Source organism: Nesterenkonia lacusekhoensis (assembly GCF_017876395.1).
In the GTDB taxonomy this organism is placed as follows: domain Bacteria; phylum Actinomycetota; class Actinomycetes; order Actinomycetales; family Micrococcaceae; genus Nesterenkonia; species Nesterenkonia lacusekhoensis.
On the sequence record NZ_JAGINX010000001.1, the window covers coordinates 1367832 to 1385420 of the forward strand.

General features: G+C 62.4%; 14 protein-coding genes. 13 read left to right on the plus strand and 1 reads right to left on the minus strand.

The genetic code is table 11. From position 1 onward, the window contains the following. The first annotated feature begins 2 nt into the window (after positions 1-2). Together JOF45_RS06485 and JOF45_RS06490 are read left to right on the plus strand one after the other, a co-directional pair. On the plus strand, positions 3-905 hold the full coding sequence (locus JOF45_RS06485; protein ID WP_210048623.1) for an EamA family transporter: 903 nt from the start codon (positions 3-5) through the stop codon (positions 903-905). 17 nt (positions 906-922) lie between these two features. After that, entirely contained in the window at positions 923-1807 is an 885-nt protein-coding gene (locus tag JOF45_RS06490; RefSeq protein ID WP_210048625.1) for a dihydrodipicolinate synthase family protein, read from the plus strand. A 42-nt stretch (positions 1808-1849) separates the two neighbouring features. Here the strand turns inward: JOF45_RS06490 and JOF45_RS06495 are convergent, their stop codons facing one another. After that, positions 1850-2668 (minus strand): hypothetical protein, encoded by an 819-nt coding sequence (locus JOF45_RS06495; protein WP_210048627.1) that lies wholly within the window; start codon positions 2666-2668, stop codon positions 1850-1852. 64 nt (positions 2669-2732) lie between these two features. On the opposite strand from JOF45_RS06495, the gene JOF45_RS06500 reads away from it, so the two are divergent. The 11 genes from JOF45_RS06500 to JOF45_RS06550 all read left to right on the plus strand — a co-directional run bounded on the left by JOF45_RS06500 (position 2733) and on the right by JOF45_RS06550 (position 17579). Beyond that, positions 2733-4018 (plus strand): IS3 family transposase gene (locus JOF45_RS06500; protein ID WP_245324162.1). Its coding sequence is split into 2 segments (ribosomal slippage): positions 2733-3036 and positions 3036-4018, totalling 1287 coding nucleotides; the frame shifts between segments, so codons are not numbered across the junction. A gap of 125 nt (positions 4019-4143) precedes the next feature. Then, positions 4144-5517, plus strand: a complete 1374-nt coding sequence (locus tag JOF45_RS06505) for an ISL3 family transposase (protein ID WP_245324163.1) — start codon at positions 4144-4146, stop codon at positions 5515-5517. 179 nt (positions 5518-5696) lie between these two features. Next, positions 5697-7373, plus strand: a complete 1677-nt coding sequence (locus JOF45_RS06510; protein WP_210048630.1) for a hypothetical protein — start codon at positions 5697-5699, stop codon at positions 7371-7373. A gap of 80 nt (positions 7374-7453) precedes the next feature. Next, the gene (locus JOF45_RS06515; protein WP_210048632.1) at positions 7454-8968 is read left to right on the plus strand and encodes a YcaO-like family protein; all 1515 of its coding nucleotides are present in this window, start codon (positions 7454-7456) and stop codon (positions 8966-8968) included. 8 nt (positions 8969-8976) lie between these two features. After that, complete coding sequence (locus tag JOF45_RS06520; protein WP_210048634.1) at positions 8977-10587, plus strand: nitroreductase family protein; 1611 nt, start codon at positions 8977-8979, stop codon at positions 10585-10587. Beyond that, positions 10584-13199, plus strand: a complete 2616-nt coding sequence (locus JOF45_RS06525) for a lantibiotic dehydratase (RefSeq protein WP_210048636.1) — start codon at positions 10584-10586, stop codon at positions 13197-13199. The genes JOF45_RS06520 and JOF45_RS06525 overlap by 4 nt, the downstream gene beginning before the upstream one ends. Continuing rightward, complete coding sequence (locus tag JOF45_RS06530; protein WP_210048637.1) at positions 13196-14269, plus strand: lantibiotic dehydratase C-terminal domain-containing protein; 1074 nt, start codon at positions 13196-13198, stop codon at positions 14267-14269. The genes JOF45_RS06525 and JOF45_RS06530 overlap by 4 nt, the downstream gene beginning before the upstream one ends. Positions 14270-14291: 22 nt before the next feature. After that, positions 14292-15374 (plus strand): hypothetical protein, encoded by a 1083-nt coding sequence (locus tag JOF45_RS06535; protein ID WP_210048638.1) that lies wholly within the window; start codon positions 14292-14294, stop codon positions 15372-15374. 44 nt (positions 15375-15418) lie between these two features. Next, complete coding sequence (locus JOF45_RS13745) at positions 15419-15604, plus strand: thiazolylpeptide-type bacteriocin (RefSeq protein ID WP_210048639.1); 186 nt, start codon at positions 15419-15421, stop codon at positions 15602-15604. Positions 15605-15924: 320 nt separating this feature from the next. Continuing rightward, positions 15925-16836, plus strand: a complete 912-nt coding sequence (locus tag JOF45_RS06545) for an ABC transporter ATP-binding protein (RefSeq protein WP_210048640.1) — start codon at positions 15925-15927, stop codon at positions 16834-16836. A 14-nt stretch (positions 16837-16850) separates the two neighbouring features. After that, positions 16851-17579: an ABC transporter permease gene (locus JOF45_RS06550; RefSeq protein WP_210048641.1), complete on the plus strand. Its 729-nt coding sequence runs from the start codon at positions 16851-16853 to the stop codon at positions 17577-17579. Positions 17580-17589: the final 10 nt, after the last annotated feature.

Genomic DNA, 17589 nt, shown 5'->3' on the forward strand with positions numbered 1-17589 from the left:
GGATGATTGCACGCCATCTGATCACTATCCCTGGTCCTCCATGGTTACTAGCGATCGTGGCGATCTTCGCGATCCAACTGGCTTCTGCGCTGTCTGTACCGCTGATCGAGATGGTCGGCCCTGGCGGCTCAGCATGGCTGCGCCTGAGCATGGGTACTTTGCTGATGATCCTGCTCGCGCCGCCACCGTTGCGCTCAGTACGCCGCAGAGACGTTCCTGTCCTATTGGGGCTCGGTGCGGCCATGGGGATGACCACTGTGGCCTTTTTAGCCGCGATCGAACGAATCCCGCTGGGGACTGCCGTGGCTATCGAGTTCTTGGGCCCGCTGACCGTGGCAGCGGTGCGCAGCGGAAGTCTGCGGGCGATGGCCTGGCCGGTGCTCGCACTGATCGGAGTGGTAGTCCTAACAGAGCCATGGAAGGGAGAAATCAACCTGGCAGGAGTCTTCTTCGCCCTGCTGGCAGGCATCGGCTGGGGAGCCTACATCGTGTTGCTGCAACTGGTCGGAGATCGTTTCACCGGGGCAGGGGTTCTCTCGATCACCCTGCCCGTGGCAGCAGTCACTGCCGGGACGATCGGAGTACCCCAAGCCGCCGGGCACATCGACCTACGGGTTGTTCTGATCGCCCTCGGACTGGCGTCACTGGCCCCAGTGGTCCAGTTCGTGCTGGAACTGGCAGCTCTTCGTCGGATGACTGCGACCGCCTTCGGCACGCTCATGGCCTTGGAACCCGCCGCAGCACTGCTACTGGGACTGATCATCCTGGCTCAGATGCCCACCCTGTTTCAGTACGTCGGGATCGCACTGGTCGTCCTAGCCGGAGCCGCCGCGCAACGCGGAGGACGCCGCGACCGACCACCGGTAACCACCGGACCCATCCCCATCCCAGCCGAGAAACCGTAGAAACCAGGAGTAGCCTTATGTTCACCGGAATCAGTGCCTTCCCGCTCACCCCGTTAGCTCACGATGTCGTTGATGAGCATTCCTTCATCAAGTTGACCCAACGCCTGGTATCGGCAGGGGTGGACTCCATCACCGCGCTAGGGTCCACCGGCTCCTATGCGTATCTCACCGCCGCCGAACGCGCCCGGGTTATCCGCCTGGCAGTAGAACACGCAGAAGGCACACCGGTCTTCGCCGGGGTCGGGGCACTGCGCACTTCCCAAGTGCTTGCTCACGTCGAGGCAGCCCAGCAAGCCGGGGCTCAAGGCCTGCTACTGGCTCCGGTCAGCTACCAACCCTTGACTGATGAGGAGGTCTACCAACTCTTCTCCGCAGTCGCGGTAAACGCGTCTGTGCCATTGATCGTCTACGACAACCCCGGCACGACGCGATTCACTTTCACTTCCGACCTATATGGCCGTATCGCCGAACTACCCGCTGTTGCCTCCATCAAGATTCCACCGGTACCGGATGACCTCGATCTGGCACAGCAACGAATCCAAGAGGTCCGCGCTGCGGTCCCCGAACATGTCACCATCGGAGTCTCTGGCGATCCCACCGCAGTTACCGGCCTCGTCGCAGGTGCCGATGCCTGGTACTCGGTCATCGGCGGGACCTTGCCCGAACCCGCGATGCGGATGGTCCAGGCGGTCATCCAAGGGAACACTACCCAGGCCCTAGGCGAGGCTCAGCGACTGAGCCCCTTATGGGACCTGTTCAGCGAGTACGGCAGTCTGCGGGTAACTGCCGCCCTTGCTGAGCACCTGGAACTGGCCCCACGTAACTGCCTCCCTCTTCCCCTTCAAGGGCTCGGTACGACCGAGCGAGAGAGGGTCGCTACCCTCCTATCCAACCTGGGGTAAAGCACCCCGACGGGCACTCCCTCGCTCTGACATCTGCCCCCCCTATCCCCGGCGCTGCATCCGAGGACCGCGCAGCAGAGCAGCCGCTGCATTCTGACGGATCGGACGCGGAGGGTGGGCAGCACTGCGAGCAGCACGGGGGCCGAGGGCGGAGAGGTCACGCTTGACCATCCGGCCCTGTGGGACCATCACACTGCCCCGGCCCGTCTCGGGGCGGGCCATGAGGTCGGTGACCACCATGCCCACGGCAGTCACGATGTCGTCGTGAGCGCCGGGCGGATTCTGAAGCTTCACCGTGCCGGGGCCGGTCTCTACCAGGCGGGTGGTGATGAACTCCCGGCGGGTCTCCTCATCGTCTGGCAGTTCAAGGGCGCGGTCACGCAGTGCCGTTGCCAGGGAGCGGGCAAGCCGTAAGGCTCCGGCGGCGCTGAAGATGTACTCATCGGTTCGGAGGCCAGACCGGGTGAGGTTGCCGGTCAGTTGCTCGGCTTGCATCCGGTCAAAGCGCAGCCGGGCGCGGTATCCCTTGCAGATGCGCCGGGCGGCGGCTTCCACCTCAGTCAGGTCCACGCGCTGGCCTGGCTCGGGCTTCCATGAGAGCACCCGGTCAATGACCACTACGCGCCCGGCGTCCCTGGTCTCGGCGTGGCCGACTACCAGTGCGGTGAGGTCACGGCGGGTGCCGATGTCCAGCGCGGCCACGTACTCGGTGCCCTTGCGGGCTGGGAGGGTGGCAGCTCCGGGGCGGATACAGGCGTCTACGTCCTCGGGGGTGGTCAGGGCGTCGTCTCCCTCGGCCCACTCGCACAGGATGAGCCGCCGCCACTCCGAGGCAGTCAGGGAAGACTTTAGGGCGTCCACGTCCTCGGCGTGAAGCGCCCTGGGTTTGATGGAGACTCCATTGCTTGGAAAGGATCATGGAGTCATGCCAGAGCAGAAGAATCCCGGAGTCGCTTCTACGCGGCGGTACTCACAGCAGGAGAAGGAAGCAGCAGTGCGGATGGTCCTCCAGCTGCGTGAAGAGTTAGGAACTAAGAACGGTTCGGTCAAGCGGGTAGCGGATCAGCTGGGATTCGGTGTTGAGTCAGTGCGTAAATGGGTCCGGCAGGCTGAGATCGACACCGGCCAGGTGGCGGGGACCACTACCGAGCAGACTGAGCGGGAGAAGGCTTTGGAGCAGGAGAACCGTGAGCTGCGCCGGGCTAATGAGATCCTCAAGCGTGCGGCGTCTTTCTTCGGCGCGGAACTCGACCGCCAGCACAAGATCTAGTCACCTTCATCGACGCGCATAAAGACGCGGTTGTCGCCGGGCGGCGGCTGGGAGTCGAGTCCATCTGCAAGATCCTGCGGGAAGCAGGGATACAGGTGGCTGCCAGCACCTACTACGCAGCGAAGAACCGTGCCCCCTCAGCTCCTACGCTGCGGGACAGGCACTTGGTCCCACAGCTGGTGGCTATCCATGCGCAGAACTACGGGGTCTACGGGGTGAGGAAGCTGTGGAAGGCCGCCCAACGGGCAGGCCTGGACATTGGTCGGGATCAGACGGCCAGGCTCATGAAGATCGCCGGCTTGGAGGGTGTGCAGCGCCGGAAGAAGGTCCGCACCACGAAACCCGACGCCTCTGCGCCGCGGCATCCTGACTTGGTCAAACGCCGCTTCAGCGCTGATGCTCCGAACCGGCTGTGGGTCACCGATCTGACCTTCGTGCCCACCTGGGCAGGTATCGCCTATGTGTGTTTCATCATCGATGCCTTCAGCCGGATGATCGTGGGCTGGCGGGTCGCTTCGAATATGCGCACTGAGACCGTGCTGGATGCAATCGAGATGGCCCGCTGGGCCCGAGGCCCCAAGCATGAACAGCTGCGCTGTCACAGCGATGCAGGATCTCAATTCACAAGTATTCGATACGGAGAACGATTGGCCGAGATCGGCGCAGTGCCCTCAATCGGGTCCGTGGCCGACAGCTATGACAATGCCCTGGCTGAGACTGTCAACGGCTACTACAAAGCCGAGCTGATCCGTGGCCCCGCCCGCTCCCAGAAAGGGCCGTGGAAGACCGTTGAAGACGTGGAGCTGGCCACTCTCGGGTGGGTCCACTGGCATAACACTGCCCGCCTGCACGGCTACCTCGAAGACCGCCCTCCGGCGGAGTTCGAGCAGCTGTTCTATGCTGAGACCACCGGCGCCAACCAGCTGGTGGAAATCCAATAAAACAGGTCTCCATCAAACCGGCCATTCGCGGTTGAGCGTGGAGGTGTCGTGAGTCAAGGGGCTCGCGCCCTTGTTGGATGATGGGTTCTGCGAAGAATCACATCGTCTACCGAAGGACGCGAGCCATGTTCCAGCCTACGGGCCCACACCTGTCCCTGCCCACTGCCAGCAGCGTCATTGACGCAGTTCGGGATCCGACCTCGGTGGTGTTCAACCTGGACGGTTACCAGGTGCTCGCAGCCTGTGATCTGCCGCTGGGCGGCCGGCGGGTCAGCGCCGTTGCCAACAGCGTCGAGGCGGCCTGCCCTGACTGCGGGGTGGTCTCGACTCGGGTGCATCAGCGCACCCGCCAGAGGGTCAAAGACCTCGGCGTCGGCGGCAAAGACATCGAACTGGTGATCATCAAACCCCGGTTCCTCTGCGCCGAGGCCGCCTGTGCTCGGCGGACCTTCACCCAGGTCACCGACCAGCTTCCTTTCCGTGCCCGGTGCACCGCCCGGTTGAAGGCAGCCGCCGTCGAAGCAGTGCTGGATGAGGGGATGCCGATCTGGCGAACCTGCGCCCACTACCGGCTTGGGTGGGCAACGATCAACACCGCCGTCACTGCCGATGCCCTCACCATCCCTGCCCCGGACATGGTGCCGGTACGAGCACTCGGGATTGATGAGCACCGCTTCGCCCGCGCTAAGTGGTTCAAGCACCCCGAGACTGCTCAGTGGTGCCGGGTCGAACCGTGGATGTCGACCTTCGTCGACGCCGACACCGGCCACATCCTCGGCGTCGTCGATGGCCGCTCCAGCGCGAACATCACCCGCTGGCTGAACCAACGCTCCCAAGCCTGGCTGGACCAGCTGGAGGTCGTGGCGATCGACCCCGCTTCCGCGTTCCGCAACGCGGTGCGCCAGGTGCTGCCGGCGGTGGAGATCAGCGTTGATCACTGGCACGTAGTCCGCCTGGGTAATCAGATGCTCACCGAGGTCCGCCAACGAGTCACCCGCGAGGTCTTGGGTCGGCGGGGCCGCAAAGAAGACTCGGTGTGGGCTCACCGGATGCTGCTACTCCGGGCAGGCGATCGACTCACCGACGCCGGACTCCACCGGTTAGAGCAAGTCCTCGATGATGAGGACTACGAGCAGGTCGCAGCTGCCTGGGCGGTCAAGGAGCGCCTGCGGGCCATGCTGGCCGCCAGGGACATCCCGGCAGCCCAGAACGCCCGGATCGACTTCGAAATGGCCGTGGCCGCCGCTGACATGGCCGAGACCGATAAACTCGCCGCCACGGTGGCGAAGTGGTGGACCGAGATCAAAGTCTTCGTCCGCACCCAAGTCACCAACGCCAGGACCGAGTCGGCGAACACCGGGATCAAGCAGATCAAGCGCACCGGCCGCGGGTTCCGCAACCAGAGGAACTACCAATCACGTATCCTAGGCACCAGCGTCAGGCAGACACGCCGACGCCGCAGGATCCCCCACCAACAAGGGCTCCACGCTCAACGGTGAATAGCCCCGTAACATCTCTGTGCTGTAAAGCTCGCGTTAACCTTTGCCCTGATACGGTCATATGGTTACTGAGAACGGCAGTAGCACTTTTATTTGGAGCGGAACAACTAATTCGTCGTCATGTGCCATTTTGCGCACAGAACTTTTATGTATGACGGAGGGATAGACACTTGGCAAAGATGCATTCTTCTACTGACCACCCCTGGTTGCGACGCGACACCTTTTTTACAGACACCGGGTCGGGTCTACAACTGGCGAATGCATCCACAGGCTTTGAAATCACTGGATCCTCTGCCTATCGACTCTTTCGCACAATCCACCCCTTCCTCGACGGAAGCCACTCTCTCCAGGACATCAAGAACGCAACTGGTGACCGCTGGCCGATCATCGAGCGTTTTCTTAAACCGCTGACAGACCACGGTTTCATCCGATGGATACCAGCAACCGACTTCGAGGTATTACCAGAGCGAGAACGCTCGGAGAACTCAGACCAAATCGCCTACCTGGCCCAGTTCACCGACACCCCTCACGCGTCTTTCTCGACTTTTTCAAGCGCAAAAATACTTGTTCTCGGCGATTCTCCGTTTACCGTTTCCTTGGTAACCAACTTGAGAGACAACGGCGCCAGGGGAGTGTCCACGCACCCGAGTGCACCCATGGGCCTCACCAACCGTGAGGAGCCGTTCGGTCAAGACGTCGACCTCATTGTTCTCGCACCCGAGACCCTGCACCTCCTGGAGAACCTCGAGGAGCACCTCGTATTGGCCGTGACCGGGTATGAGAATCAACTCCGAGCCCTGACACGCCCTTGGCCCGACCTGAGCTCCTTCACCTGGCTGGACGCAGCGGCAAGCCTTGGTCTCAGTGATCCTCACCAGGGGCCAGCAGCAGCCGCCAGAGAGTTACTTGAGCACTCTGCTGCGGTAGATGAACGAGTGATGGCCGAACCTATCCAGCGCATGTTCGGGGCCCTGCTGGCCTATGAGATCTTCAAAGGTCTGACCGGAGCAATTCGTCCCGAAACTGCGGATAAGGTTTTGGTGCTCAACGGACTTACTGGGGAGACCACCACTCACCCCGTTGCCCCCAGCCCTGAATGGGGAGAGCCCCAGCGCAAAGAAACACCCGCGCCTGCCTCTCAACCCTTGGACATCGCCTCCTCCAGAGCCGAGGAGTACGACGCCGCCTGGGCGAAGTTGGTAGACCCCATGACATTACCGGCCGAAGAGTTCACTGACCTCGAGCTGGAACAAGTGCCGGTGAAGGTCAGCTCACTCACATCCAAAGGCAGCACTGTTCACGGTGCCTCATTGTGGACCACTGCAGACGCCCGTATCGAAACGCTCTGCCGTGCCTACGAAAACTACTTCAGCACCATCCTTCCCCCGACCACCGTCTCGCCTTCTTTCCTCGGAGTCGACCGTGACCCAGAGCAGGCTGCGCTGCGTGCCGTGCGCTCGGCTGCCTGCGCAAAAGCGCTCTCCAGTGATCGTGCTGCGGGTAAGGAATGTGAACTCTTCGCAGAGAGTCGGGCAGGACATTTCATCCGCAGCACGGCACCCGAGATGAAGTATACAGACCTCGGTGAGCATGGAGGGTGGCATGTCGGGCTGGCCTACGACCACAACCGATGGGCCGTAACGGCCGCCCCTGAACTGTCAGAAGCGCTCATCACTGCAGCGGTCGAAGTGTTGGGAGCCAGACAAGCCGATGTGCCCCTCGGTCACGGCAACCCGGAGCGATTCCTGGGGACAGGCACCCGAGAAGCGGTCTTCTTCGAGGTTCGCAGGCTCCCCAATGAACTCGCTGATTCACTCAATCTCTGCGTCGTCGAGGCTACGTGGAGGGCCGCCTGATGCAAGCCGGCGACTGCCTGGAAGGTTACCGGTACCTCGCATGGCCAAGCCGCGCCCGCCCCAATTGCGCATTACAGCGCATGCTCGAGATGGATGAGTTTCTGCTGCGCACCGGGTCCCGGGAGATCCACAGAGTCAGCGACGGCGTCCCGAACCCCTTCCTCCCTGGTGTCATGGCTGAAGCTGCCCAATGCTCTGTCCCCACGGGACTCGCCCTTCACCGTCACCATCTGACCAGCCTGCCGGTAGGAACGCTTCCCGGTTGTGAGGAGATCTCCCGCGCCGTTCCGGAGCCGGAGGCAGATTCCTATCGCGCCCAGCGTCTCCAAGACTTCTTCGCCGGCGCAGCCGCCGAGGAAGATTTTGTAGGCCCGGTCTTCGGGGCGCTTGGTGCCGACATCGACATCGACGTCACCAGCCTGGTCACCGCAAAGTCTTCCGGATTTATGATCAAGGCCTCCGAGAATGGGCACTTCGTCCGCCCCTGGGGTGGGCATCGTACGGTCTATGCGGAGGCCACACGTATTGGCATCCTGGAAGGGATTGAACGCCTCGGTGCAGAATCCCCGGGGGATAACCTCTACGCGGCGGTTCCAGAAGGCGCACGCAGAATCGGTCCCGAGAGGTTCGGGCTCGCTAATGAGGACTGGCTCATCCCCCACCCGGAGGTCCGTTCTTGGAGCACCGGAGAATCCCTTCTCACCGGAGAAGAGGTTGCTCTGCCTACACGTCTGGTCTATTACCACCCACAGCTCGATGAACACCGCTGGGTCCAGGACTCCTCCAATGGCTGTGCCATCGGCGGCAGTGACCAGGAAGCTCTGTTGTTCGGGTTGTTGGAGGCAATTGAACGCGATGCCTTCCTGGCTGCTTGGTACGGGGGTTTGGCGCTGGATGAAATCCGGGCCGACTCCGTGACCGACCCCCTCAGCCGGGTGCTCCTGGACCGCATGGCACTGTGTGGACAAGAGGTCCGATTCTTCAACGCCACAATCGGGGTGGAGGTCCCCACTGTCATCGCCGTATGTACTGAGCCCGGTGGCTCTGCCTGCGTGGGGGCCGGCTCCCACCCAAACGCCGAGAAAGCCTTGCATTCGGCACTGGTCGAAGTGGCCTCAGATTTCCAGGTTGTCGCTCAGCACCGACGCGAGCGCGAAGACGAGCTGGCCACCATGCTCAACGACTATTCGCGAGTGCGCAGTATGGAAGACCATGCTGATATGTTCGCTCACCCCGGGGCGCGCCCGCTACTTGCCCCCTGGCTGGACAGTAACCACCGGCTGACCGACCTTGACGCCCTGTCTCGCCCGGGCAGCGGAACCTCGGTAGCCGCTGATCTCGCTCAGACTCTGGACGCTTGCCGGGCAGCAGAGCTTGAGCCGATCGCGGTTCGCGCCCAGACTCCGCTGGCTGATGCCGTCGGGGCACGCTGCTGGAAAGTGGTGGTCCCCGGTCTCATCCCGATTGATTTCGGGTTCTCCTACCAACGCGCCCTGCGGATGCCACGCCTGGCTCAGGTCGCTAAGAAATTCAATGCTGGCCATGGCTACAGCACTGAGTTCGCCCCCTACATCGTCCCCCACCCTTTTCCCTAGGAGGACCGATGCCCCTGCTAGACGACTGGACAAAGATGCCCCAAGGGCAGGCAGCACAGAGCTATGCCTCCCTGATCTACCGCCGTGCCACCGACGGGATGCTCATTGATGACTGGGAAGTCGATTGGTCCCGGCAGCCGTTCACCCATGCGGTCTACCCCTCCAGCACCACCTATACAATGCCGCTGCCCGGGCCGGATTCCACCCTATTGGCAGAGACGGTGCACCCGACCCCGCAGGCGCTGGCAGAGGCCCTCCACATCGCTCTTGGAATCGTTGCCCAGCGACTGTCGGTCAACCTCAACGACGGTCACACCGTCTATTCCCAGGCCGATTCCGCGAAATGGGGACGGACCACCGCCTCGGGCGGGGGCCGTTACTGCGGTGATGTCTATCTGGTGGAGTCTGGCGATGCGGCTGCAGCAGCGCACAGTGCAGAACCACACCTAGAGCCCAAGATAGGGCTTCCGGCAGGGATCTACCACTACTCAATCCTGCACCACGCATGGGAGCTGCTGGCCCCGGGTGATTACACCGACGCCGTGGCTGACGCCCAGGGACATGACCATACCGCCCAGCGCTATCTGCTGACAACCATCAACTACTGGCGCAGCGGCTTCAAGTACAACGACTTCGCCTATCAAGCCACGGCCATGGATCTGGGCACTGTTGCAGGGACGCTTATCGAGATCATGGGTTCGGGGCTTTCCTCCTCCTGGGATATGTGGGTCGCAGAAACCTCGTTGTCTGACCTCCTCGGCCTCAACCCGGACGAGGATGGGGTCTATGCCGTCCAAGCATGGGGCAGCTCCCGCCCCTCGCAACCGGCGCCCACCCCGCCCCGGCAGTTGCCTCAGCGCCTCACCGGTCCCGAAGCGTCTACCAGAACCTTCCTGACCACCAAAGCACTCCAGCGAGAGATGTCCTCGCAACCCCAGCGACCCCAAGAGTTCCCGACCCCCTCCGCAGTCGCCGAGTTAGATACAACCGACCGCCCCCACGACTGGCTGGGAAGCCTCCTGCACCGGGAGTCGAGCTTCGGGCGGTTCACCGGAGCCCCCGTCCCTGCCGAAGCTCTCAGGACGATGCTGCAGCGAGCCGACACAGTCGGAGACCTCTTCACCACCGGGCCGGGTGCCCGCTGGGAGTTCCTGGTCTACGTCACCGCCGTCGACGGGCTCACCCCCGGCCTCTACTCCTACCGGGGCGGCCAGCATCAGCAAGACCCCCTGACCTTACTGGTGGAGGGGCCACAGAATGACTTCCTGGCCTCCACCTATTTCTTGAGGAACTATGACGGCCATCGCGCCGCGGCCACTGTCATCCTCTGTGCCAACGTCTTCGAAGCCACCCAGCTTTGGGGAGTCCGGGGATACCGCTACATCAACGCCATCGTCGGCGCGATGTGCCAAGCGATGTCAGTTCAGGCTGTCCGCCACGGCATCAGCACCGGGACCGCCCTGGGCTTCGACGCGCTCAAACACGCCCACCATGCGGGACTGGAGGCTGAGCGGATGACTCCGCTGCTGATGATGATGACCGGCGTCGATGACGAAAAATGTGGCCGTTTCAGCGCCACCACAACCACCCTCACTACGATTCTGGAGGACCTCGCATGACTGCGGCCCGTCTTGATTCTTACCGCCAGATCCGGCTCGGAGGGCTCGACGTCGACGCCGCTGCCAGCCTGCCCGGCGAACAGGCGGCAACCTGGTACGGACAGCTCTGCGAAGCCCGGCAGGCCCTAACTGGCAGCCAGGATGAGATCAGCCAGGCCCTCCATGCCTTGATCGGCACCTTGGACGCCCAAGACCCAGACCGTAAGAAACTGGTCAAGATCCGGCGGGACCTCTTCAACTCGAACTATGCCGCTGCCCTGTCGGGAATCAACTCTCTGGAGGGGTTCCGTGACGAGGTCGAATCCACACTCGGAGAGCACATGCAGCGGCTGCGCACCACAGTACGCGCTGAAGAACAGCTCTTCGATGAGTTCGATTCATGGCTGATGGCTGAACGCCAGCGCCTTGCCACCTATATCGACGACGACGAACTCCTGGCTGGAGTCGCCATCGCCGCCCCTAGCCTGGTCCCCTCCATCCGCCGCTTTGCCGGGCATATCGCAGAAGGACGGGTGGATAAGAAGGATCGAAAAACTGAACGCTCCCTGCTCTCCTACGTACTCAGGGCGGCGGCGAAAACCTCGCCCTTCTCCACCCTGGGGCCAGTCTCTCTTGCCAGCTCCGAAAGGTGCGAGGCTGAGCAGACCCAATTCGAGGCACAGCAGAGCTCTCGCTGGTCGATCTATCCGATCGCCCGGGTGCTCAATGTCCTGGGGACCGAACCCGAGCTGCTGGAGAATCTCGACGTGACCATCAGCCCCTATGTCACTGCCACCGATGACGGGGTCGAAGTCGAACGCACACGCTGGTCCTTCAAAGACATCGACTCCCGGGACGACTACGCCGCCTGTGTTGAGTCGGTGGTCACCATCGGCCAGCGCAATCTGACCACCACCGTCGCAGAACTCCTCACCGAGGGCATGACCTTCGGCGAGCTGACCCATTCCCTGGCAGAAGCCGGAGACCTCTCAGCTGAACGGAGCCGGCAGATGCTGGCGAACCTCCTGCGGCTGGGCTTCCTCGATGTCCCCGCTTTGACCTGTCACCCCCACGGCATCGAGGACGCACGTGCCTCAGTGGCCCGTCTCAGTGACAACAACGAGGACTTGGCCACGACCCTGGCCGCGTACTGTGACCGTGCCGGGGCGTTCTCCGACCTGCACTCGGCTGAAGACCGGGTCAACGAGCTGCAGTCCCTGCAGGAACTTGTGGCCGCCGCCTACGAGGAGGCCGGCATCGATGGGCAGCTACCCCGCTCAGTGGTCTATGAGGATGTGCTGGTCCCGGCTGAGCAGGTCACCGCGCCCCCGGTGAACATCGAGGGCATTCCTTTCGACCTGTTAACCATGCTGATCGACCTCCAGGATGACGCTAACCTCAAGCACGCCCTGATGATCGGCTATTTCCTCCACCGCTGGGGCCCGGAGGGTACCTGCCCGGATGTCAGTGGTTTCCTCACCGGGTTCCAGCTGGAGCTGCTCGATTCCTTCGAAGGTTATGACCTCACCCGTGTCGGGGATGCCGAACTGCCCAGCGACCCCTGGCTGACCTGGGGAGAGGCATGGCGTTGGGTTGCTGGGCGACGCAGGCTATCCGAGATCCTGACAGCTCAAACCGAACAGTCCCCCCTGGGAACGCAGACCTTGCTGTTCGAGAACGAGGTGGATCTCACCGCAGAGTTCGAAGGAATCGCCGAAGAGGTGCCCCTTTCCTCGCCACCTTTCCGCCACATCAACGTACTGTTGCAGGAGACTGACCACGGTGATGTGCTGCTCAACGACAGCTTCGGCGGCATTGGCTTCCCCGTCTCACGGTTCAGCCATGAGGTCGAGGACCCCCGGCGCTACACCGCCGACGTCGAAGAAACCGCGGCCCAGGCAGGTGTGGTGCTGGCTGAGGTTGCTGGTGGCGCGCTGTTCACCAATCTCAACGCCCACCGGCCCCTGGTGGAGGCAGAGATCGTGGTCCCCGGGGATCCGCCGGGGTCGCGCAGCGAGCGCCAGATCGAGGTCGGTGACCTCTCGGTTCGGTACGCGGCTGACCAAAAACGGCTGGTCCTGGTGGACAACGATGACGCCATCGTCCACCCCATCTATCCCGGCTACCTCGTCCCGGCAGCCACTCCCCGGCACCATCAGGTGCTCTCATTGTTCGGCCCGACCGGGAATTTCTCCCGCAAACCTGCCGACACCGTGGAGAGCCGGCCGGAGCCTGGAACTGTTCTCGCCTCCCCCCGTATCCGGCTGGGAAGGATCGTCATCGCCCGGGCTCGGGCAATTGTGGCGGCTGTGGACTTACCCCGGACGAATCCGCTCACCGCAGGCGGTTTCGCCGAATGGACACAGTTCTGGATGAGCACCGGGCTTCCGCAGAAGTCCTTTGTGCGGATTCTTGACGACTCGGACAAACGCCACAAGCCCGCCTACCACGATGCTTCCCTGGCTCTGTGCTTCAGCATCCTGCACAACAGCACCTGCGACGCCGACGCTTCAACGTATATCGAGGTGGCCGAGGCCCTGCCGCTACCCGGTGAGGGCACCGCCACAGTGGACCAGACAGACCGCGCCAGCGAATCCATGGTTGGAATCAGCCTGACGAAAGACAACTCATGACAACATCGACATCACATACTCTCTGCCTCAGCAACGAAACCCAGCTTCGCGACACCCACAGCTGGAGGGCCTACCACGTCTACTACGGCGGCTCCCCGCTGGTGCTTCTCTCGGACTGCATCATTCCGCTGGCCGAACGACTCACCGAAGAGAAGCTCATCACCGAGTACTTCTACATCAACTACTGGCTCCAGGGCTCCCATGTCCGACTGCGTGTACGAGTCCCAGACAGCGTGGGCCTCGAAGCAGTGGACAATGCCGTGCTGGGACCGGTGCGCGAGTACTTGGCCGAGCATCCCTCATTGCACCCGATGACCGAGCTGTCCGACAACGATTTCTACAACCAGCTCTTCATCGGTGAGTTCACCGAGGCGGACCGCCCGAAGTACTTCACCGAGGATGGCGAACCGATCTTCGCTGAGAACAACTCGATCCAGATCCGCGAGTACGAACCCGAGTGGGCCCGCTACGGTGGCGAGCGCGGAATGATGATATCCGAGTGGTTCTTCGTCCGTTCCACCGCCCAGGTAGTCGACCTCATGAAGCTGGGAAACCTCGGGGTGCGCACCATTCTGCTGGGCATCGCCACCCAGATGACGGCGTTGACCGCAGCATGCATGCTCCGTGACCTCGATACGGTCAGAGACTTCTTCGTGGCCTACCACCACCGTTGGGTGGACGGTTATGACACGAACCCGGCCTACGGGACCCCGGAGGGTCGCAGAGAACACGCGTCAACGACCAAGGCCATCAGCCAGCTGGTAATCCCGCAGCTGCGCGCACTGGGGCACGGACGGCTCGAGGATCTGCCGCCGGTGCTGAAGAACTGGGCGGAGGTCTGCCTCACGGTGCGGGAGGCGATTGACGCAGCCTATGAGGACGGGCCGCTGTACTTCGAATACACCGATGGTTACCGAGCCGCTAAGACCCCTCATGAGGCAGCCTGGTCCCTTTGTCACTCCTTCATTCACATGACCAACAACCGGATGATGGTTTCGGTGGCAGACGAGGCTTTCCTGGCCTATCAGATCGTCGCCGCGCTGCAACCGCAGGAAACTGATGATGACTGACTCCCCTGTTACCCTACCTGCTATGCAATGGACACCGCGTCCGACTGAGGATCTCGTCATCGGCCCGGCACGCTGGACCGGCACCGCCATGGTCACTGACGTCTCCCAGACCGGCGAAGAACGCATCATCACCATAGGCCTCATTGAGCGCATGCTGCTTGAGGCGATGGACGGTGAGCGCGACGTCGTCGCACTCCAGGAAGCCCTGGCCGCCGATGACGTCGAGGTGCCCATACAGAAGCTGTTCCAGCTGCTCAACAAATTCGCTATGTACGGCATCGTTGAGCGTCCTTTCACAACTGATCAGGGCCTGTCCCATGTGGACGCTGGCAAGAAAGAGGCTCCTTCGACTCTGGAGGACTCCGCCGTGGCACGGGGTTCTGCCGGTGGTCTTTTCACCCTCTGGCGGCACCTCGGGTGGCTTGGCCATCCTGCGATGTTCACGGTACTGATGCTCCTCGGGGTTCTGGGGGCAATGGGACTTGGCCTCAGCGTTGCCGCCGCCTGGGAGGAACTCTTCACTGACCCCCACTGGGGGCTTCTCGCAGCCAGTGCGGCCCTAGCCATCCTCTGGCATACCGTCGTCACCCTGCTGCATGAAAACGCCCATGCCGGCACGTTCCACCGGCACGGCGGACGTCGGCCGTTCCTCGGAGTCACCCGGTTCGGGATTATCCCGCTGCCCAATTCGCATCTCTCGGGCTTGTCGTTGCTCCCGCGGGGTAAGAAAGCCCAGATCATCGCTGCTGGGCCGGCCGTATCCGCCGCTCTGGCGCTGGTTCCGGTGGCAGTTTGGCAGCTCAGCGAACCTGGGTCATGGCTACATCAACTAGCCGCACTCTCGGTCTGCCTGGAGACCGTAGTACTGGCTCTGGGTCTGGCTTTCTTCCCGAACACTGATGGGAGCCGGCTGCTGGAGACCTGGGCCGGGGCCGACCAGATCCAACAGGTGGCCTTCCGGACTCTCAGCGGGAAGAACCCTCTACCGGCGGCCTTGCCAACGCGTACCCGGGTGTTGGTGCGCGTCTACCCGATCTTGCTGGTGCTCACGCTCTTGGCGTGGGTGCTAGCAGCAGTATGGGCTACATGGCTCGTACTGGCCTAATCCGCGACCGCGGTTGGGCAAACCCAGAATAGAAAGGAAAGAACATGTCGAATCTCGCTAATCTCGCAGCAGAGCTCGATTCCTTCGAGACTGAGACCTTCGAGGTCAAGGACTACGTGGACTACTCGGAGATGGCCTTCGGGTCGACCTGCTCCTCCTCGAGCTCGTCCTCCTGCTCCTCGTCCTGCTCCTCCTGCTGCTCGTCGACCTCGTCCTGCGCCACCGCGTAAGACGAGCACTTCAAGAAATAGTCATTCGGTAATCTCCGAAAGGGATTAATCATGTCGAATCTCGCTAACCTGGCAGCAGAGCTCGATTCCTTCGAGACTGAGACCTTCGAGGTCAAGGACTACGTGGACTACTCGGAGATGGCCTTCGGGTCGACCTGCTCCTCCTCGAGCTCGTCCTCCTGCTCCTCGTCCTGCACTTCGTGCTGCACCTCGACCTCGTCCTGCGCCACCGCGTGAGACGATCTGTGAATAACCGGCGTGCGGGCCGGATGTTTCGGCCCGCACGCCGTCTCCCCTGCAGGAAAGGATAACTGTAGCGCATGCCAGAAGCACTGGCGGTCGACGTCGAGAATCTCGCCGTAACGATCAAACAGAAACACATACTGAAGGGACTCGACCTGCGTGTAGAGCAGGGGAGTTTCCACGGTGTCATCGGCCCCAATGGGGCCGGTAAGACCACACTCTTCGACACTGTTCTGGGTTTTCGCCAGCCCACCTCAGGGCGTGTTTCCCTCCTCGGACAGACCCCCCACCCACGGCGCCCCGAACTCCTGGCACGGGTCGGGATCCAGCCGCAGAAGACAGCGTTCTTCACCAAGACCCGGCTTATCGAACATCTGCAGGCAGTAGCCGATATCTTCGGAGCCTCCCGCTCGTCGGTGGGCACCCTCGTCGAGGCTCTGGATCTCACAGCCGCGGCGAAGACCAAAGTGGAGAACCTCTCAGGGGGTGAACGGCAACGGCTCGCCGTCGCCTCCGCACTGGTCCATCGGCCCGATGTTGTCTTCCTCGATGAGCCCACCGCGGGCCTGGACCCAGCAGCCCGGCAGAACTTGGTTGCCCTGCTGCAGTCTGCCGACGTCTTAGGCATGACCACGGTCTACACCACCCACTACCTCGATGAGGCCGAGCGGCTCTGCGACACAGTCTCGATCATCGACGACGGCAAGATCCAGCGCACTGGCAGCCCTTCCCGGCTCATTGCTGAAGCGGATCTGGGAGCCACCATCCTGCTACCGGCCGCACTGCACCAGGCTGATGCCATCGAGGGCCTCTCGGGCATCACCTCGGTGCGAGTCACCGACGACGGCGTCGAGGTCCGCACACCGGATACGGCCGCTGCCTTCGCCGCACTCTCGGCCGCGGGCATCGACACCGGATCTGCCCAGGTACACAATGGCCGGCTCGAGGACGTCTACCTGCAGCTGACCGGAAAGGACTATGTAGCATGAAACGCTTCCGCGCTATGTCAAAGGTGCTGCTGGTCTGTGATCTGCGAGACGCCCCGACGCTCATCTTCACGTTCCTGGTACCTGCCGGGCTGCTCATCGCCCTGGTCCTTTCTTTCGGTGATATGCCTTCTTCCTCGGGCGGGGACTCCGTCAACGAGGTGAGCTCCAACGTCGTCGCCTTCGGCACAGCCTTCGTCGGCATCTTCGCCGGAGCTTCCCATCTTGCCCTGTGGAAAGAGAACGGCATGATTCGGGTATTGCGGGCCTTCCCCATCTCCACTGGGACCATCCTGCTCTCCCAAGCCGCCGTCGGGGTGATGTTTGCCATCGCCCAAGCCGTGCTGCTGGTCATCATCGGTGTCACTCCCTGGCTGGGAATGACCCCGGCCATAACGGCTCCAGCAGCTCTGATCCCGGTCGTACTGGGCTATTTGATGTTCTTCTTCTTAGGCGTGCTCATCGGCATCCTAGTCCCCTCGATGGCTGCGGTCTCGATGGTCGCAGTCCTCATCGTGATTCCGTTGGGGTATGCAGGGGGAGCGATGATGCCCGAGGAGGGCCTGCCCGACTGGCTTCAGACCATCGCGCCCTACACCCCGATTTATCACACGCGTGAAGCTGTCACTATGCCGCTGGTCGATGTGGGCACCTGGGGAGATGCCGCACTGGGGTGCCTCTACCTCACCGGAGTCTCTGCCCTGCTGTTTCTCGTGGTCCGCTCTCTGATGCGCTGGGATAAGTAGAGGAAGCGAA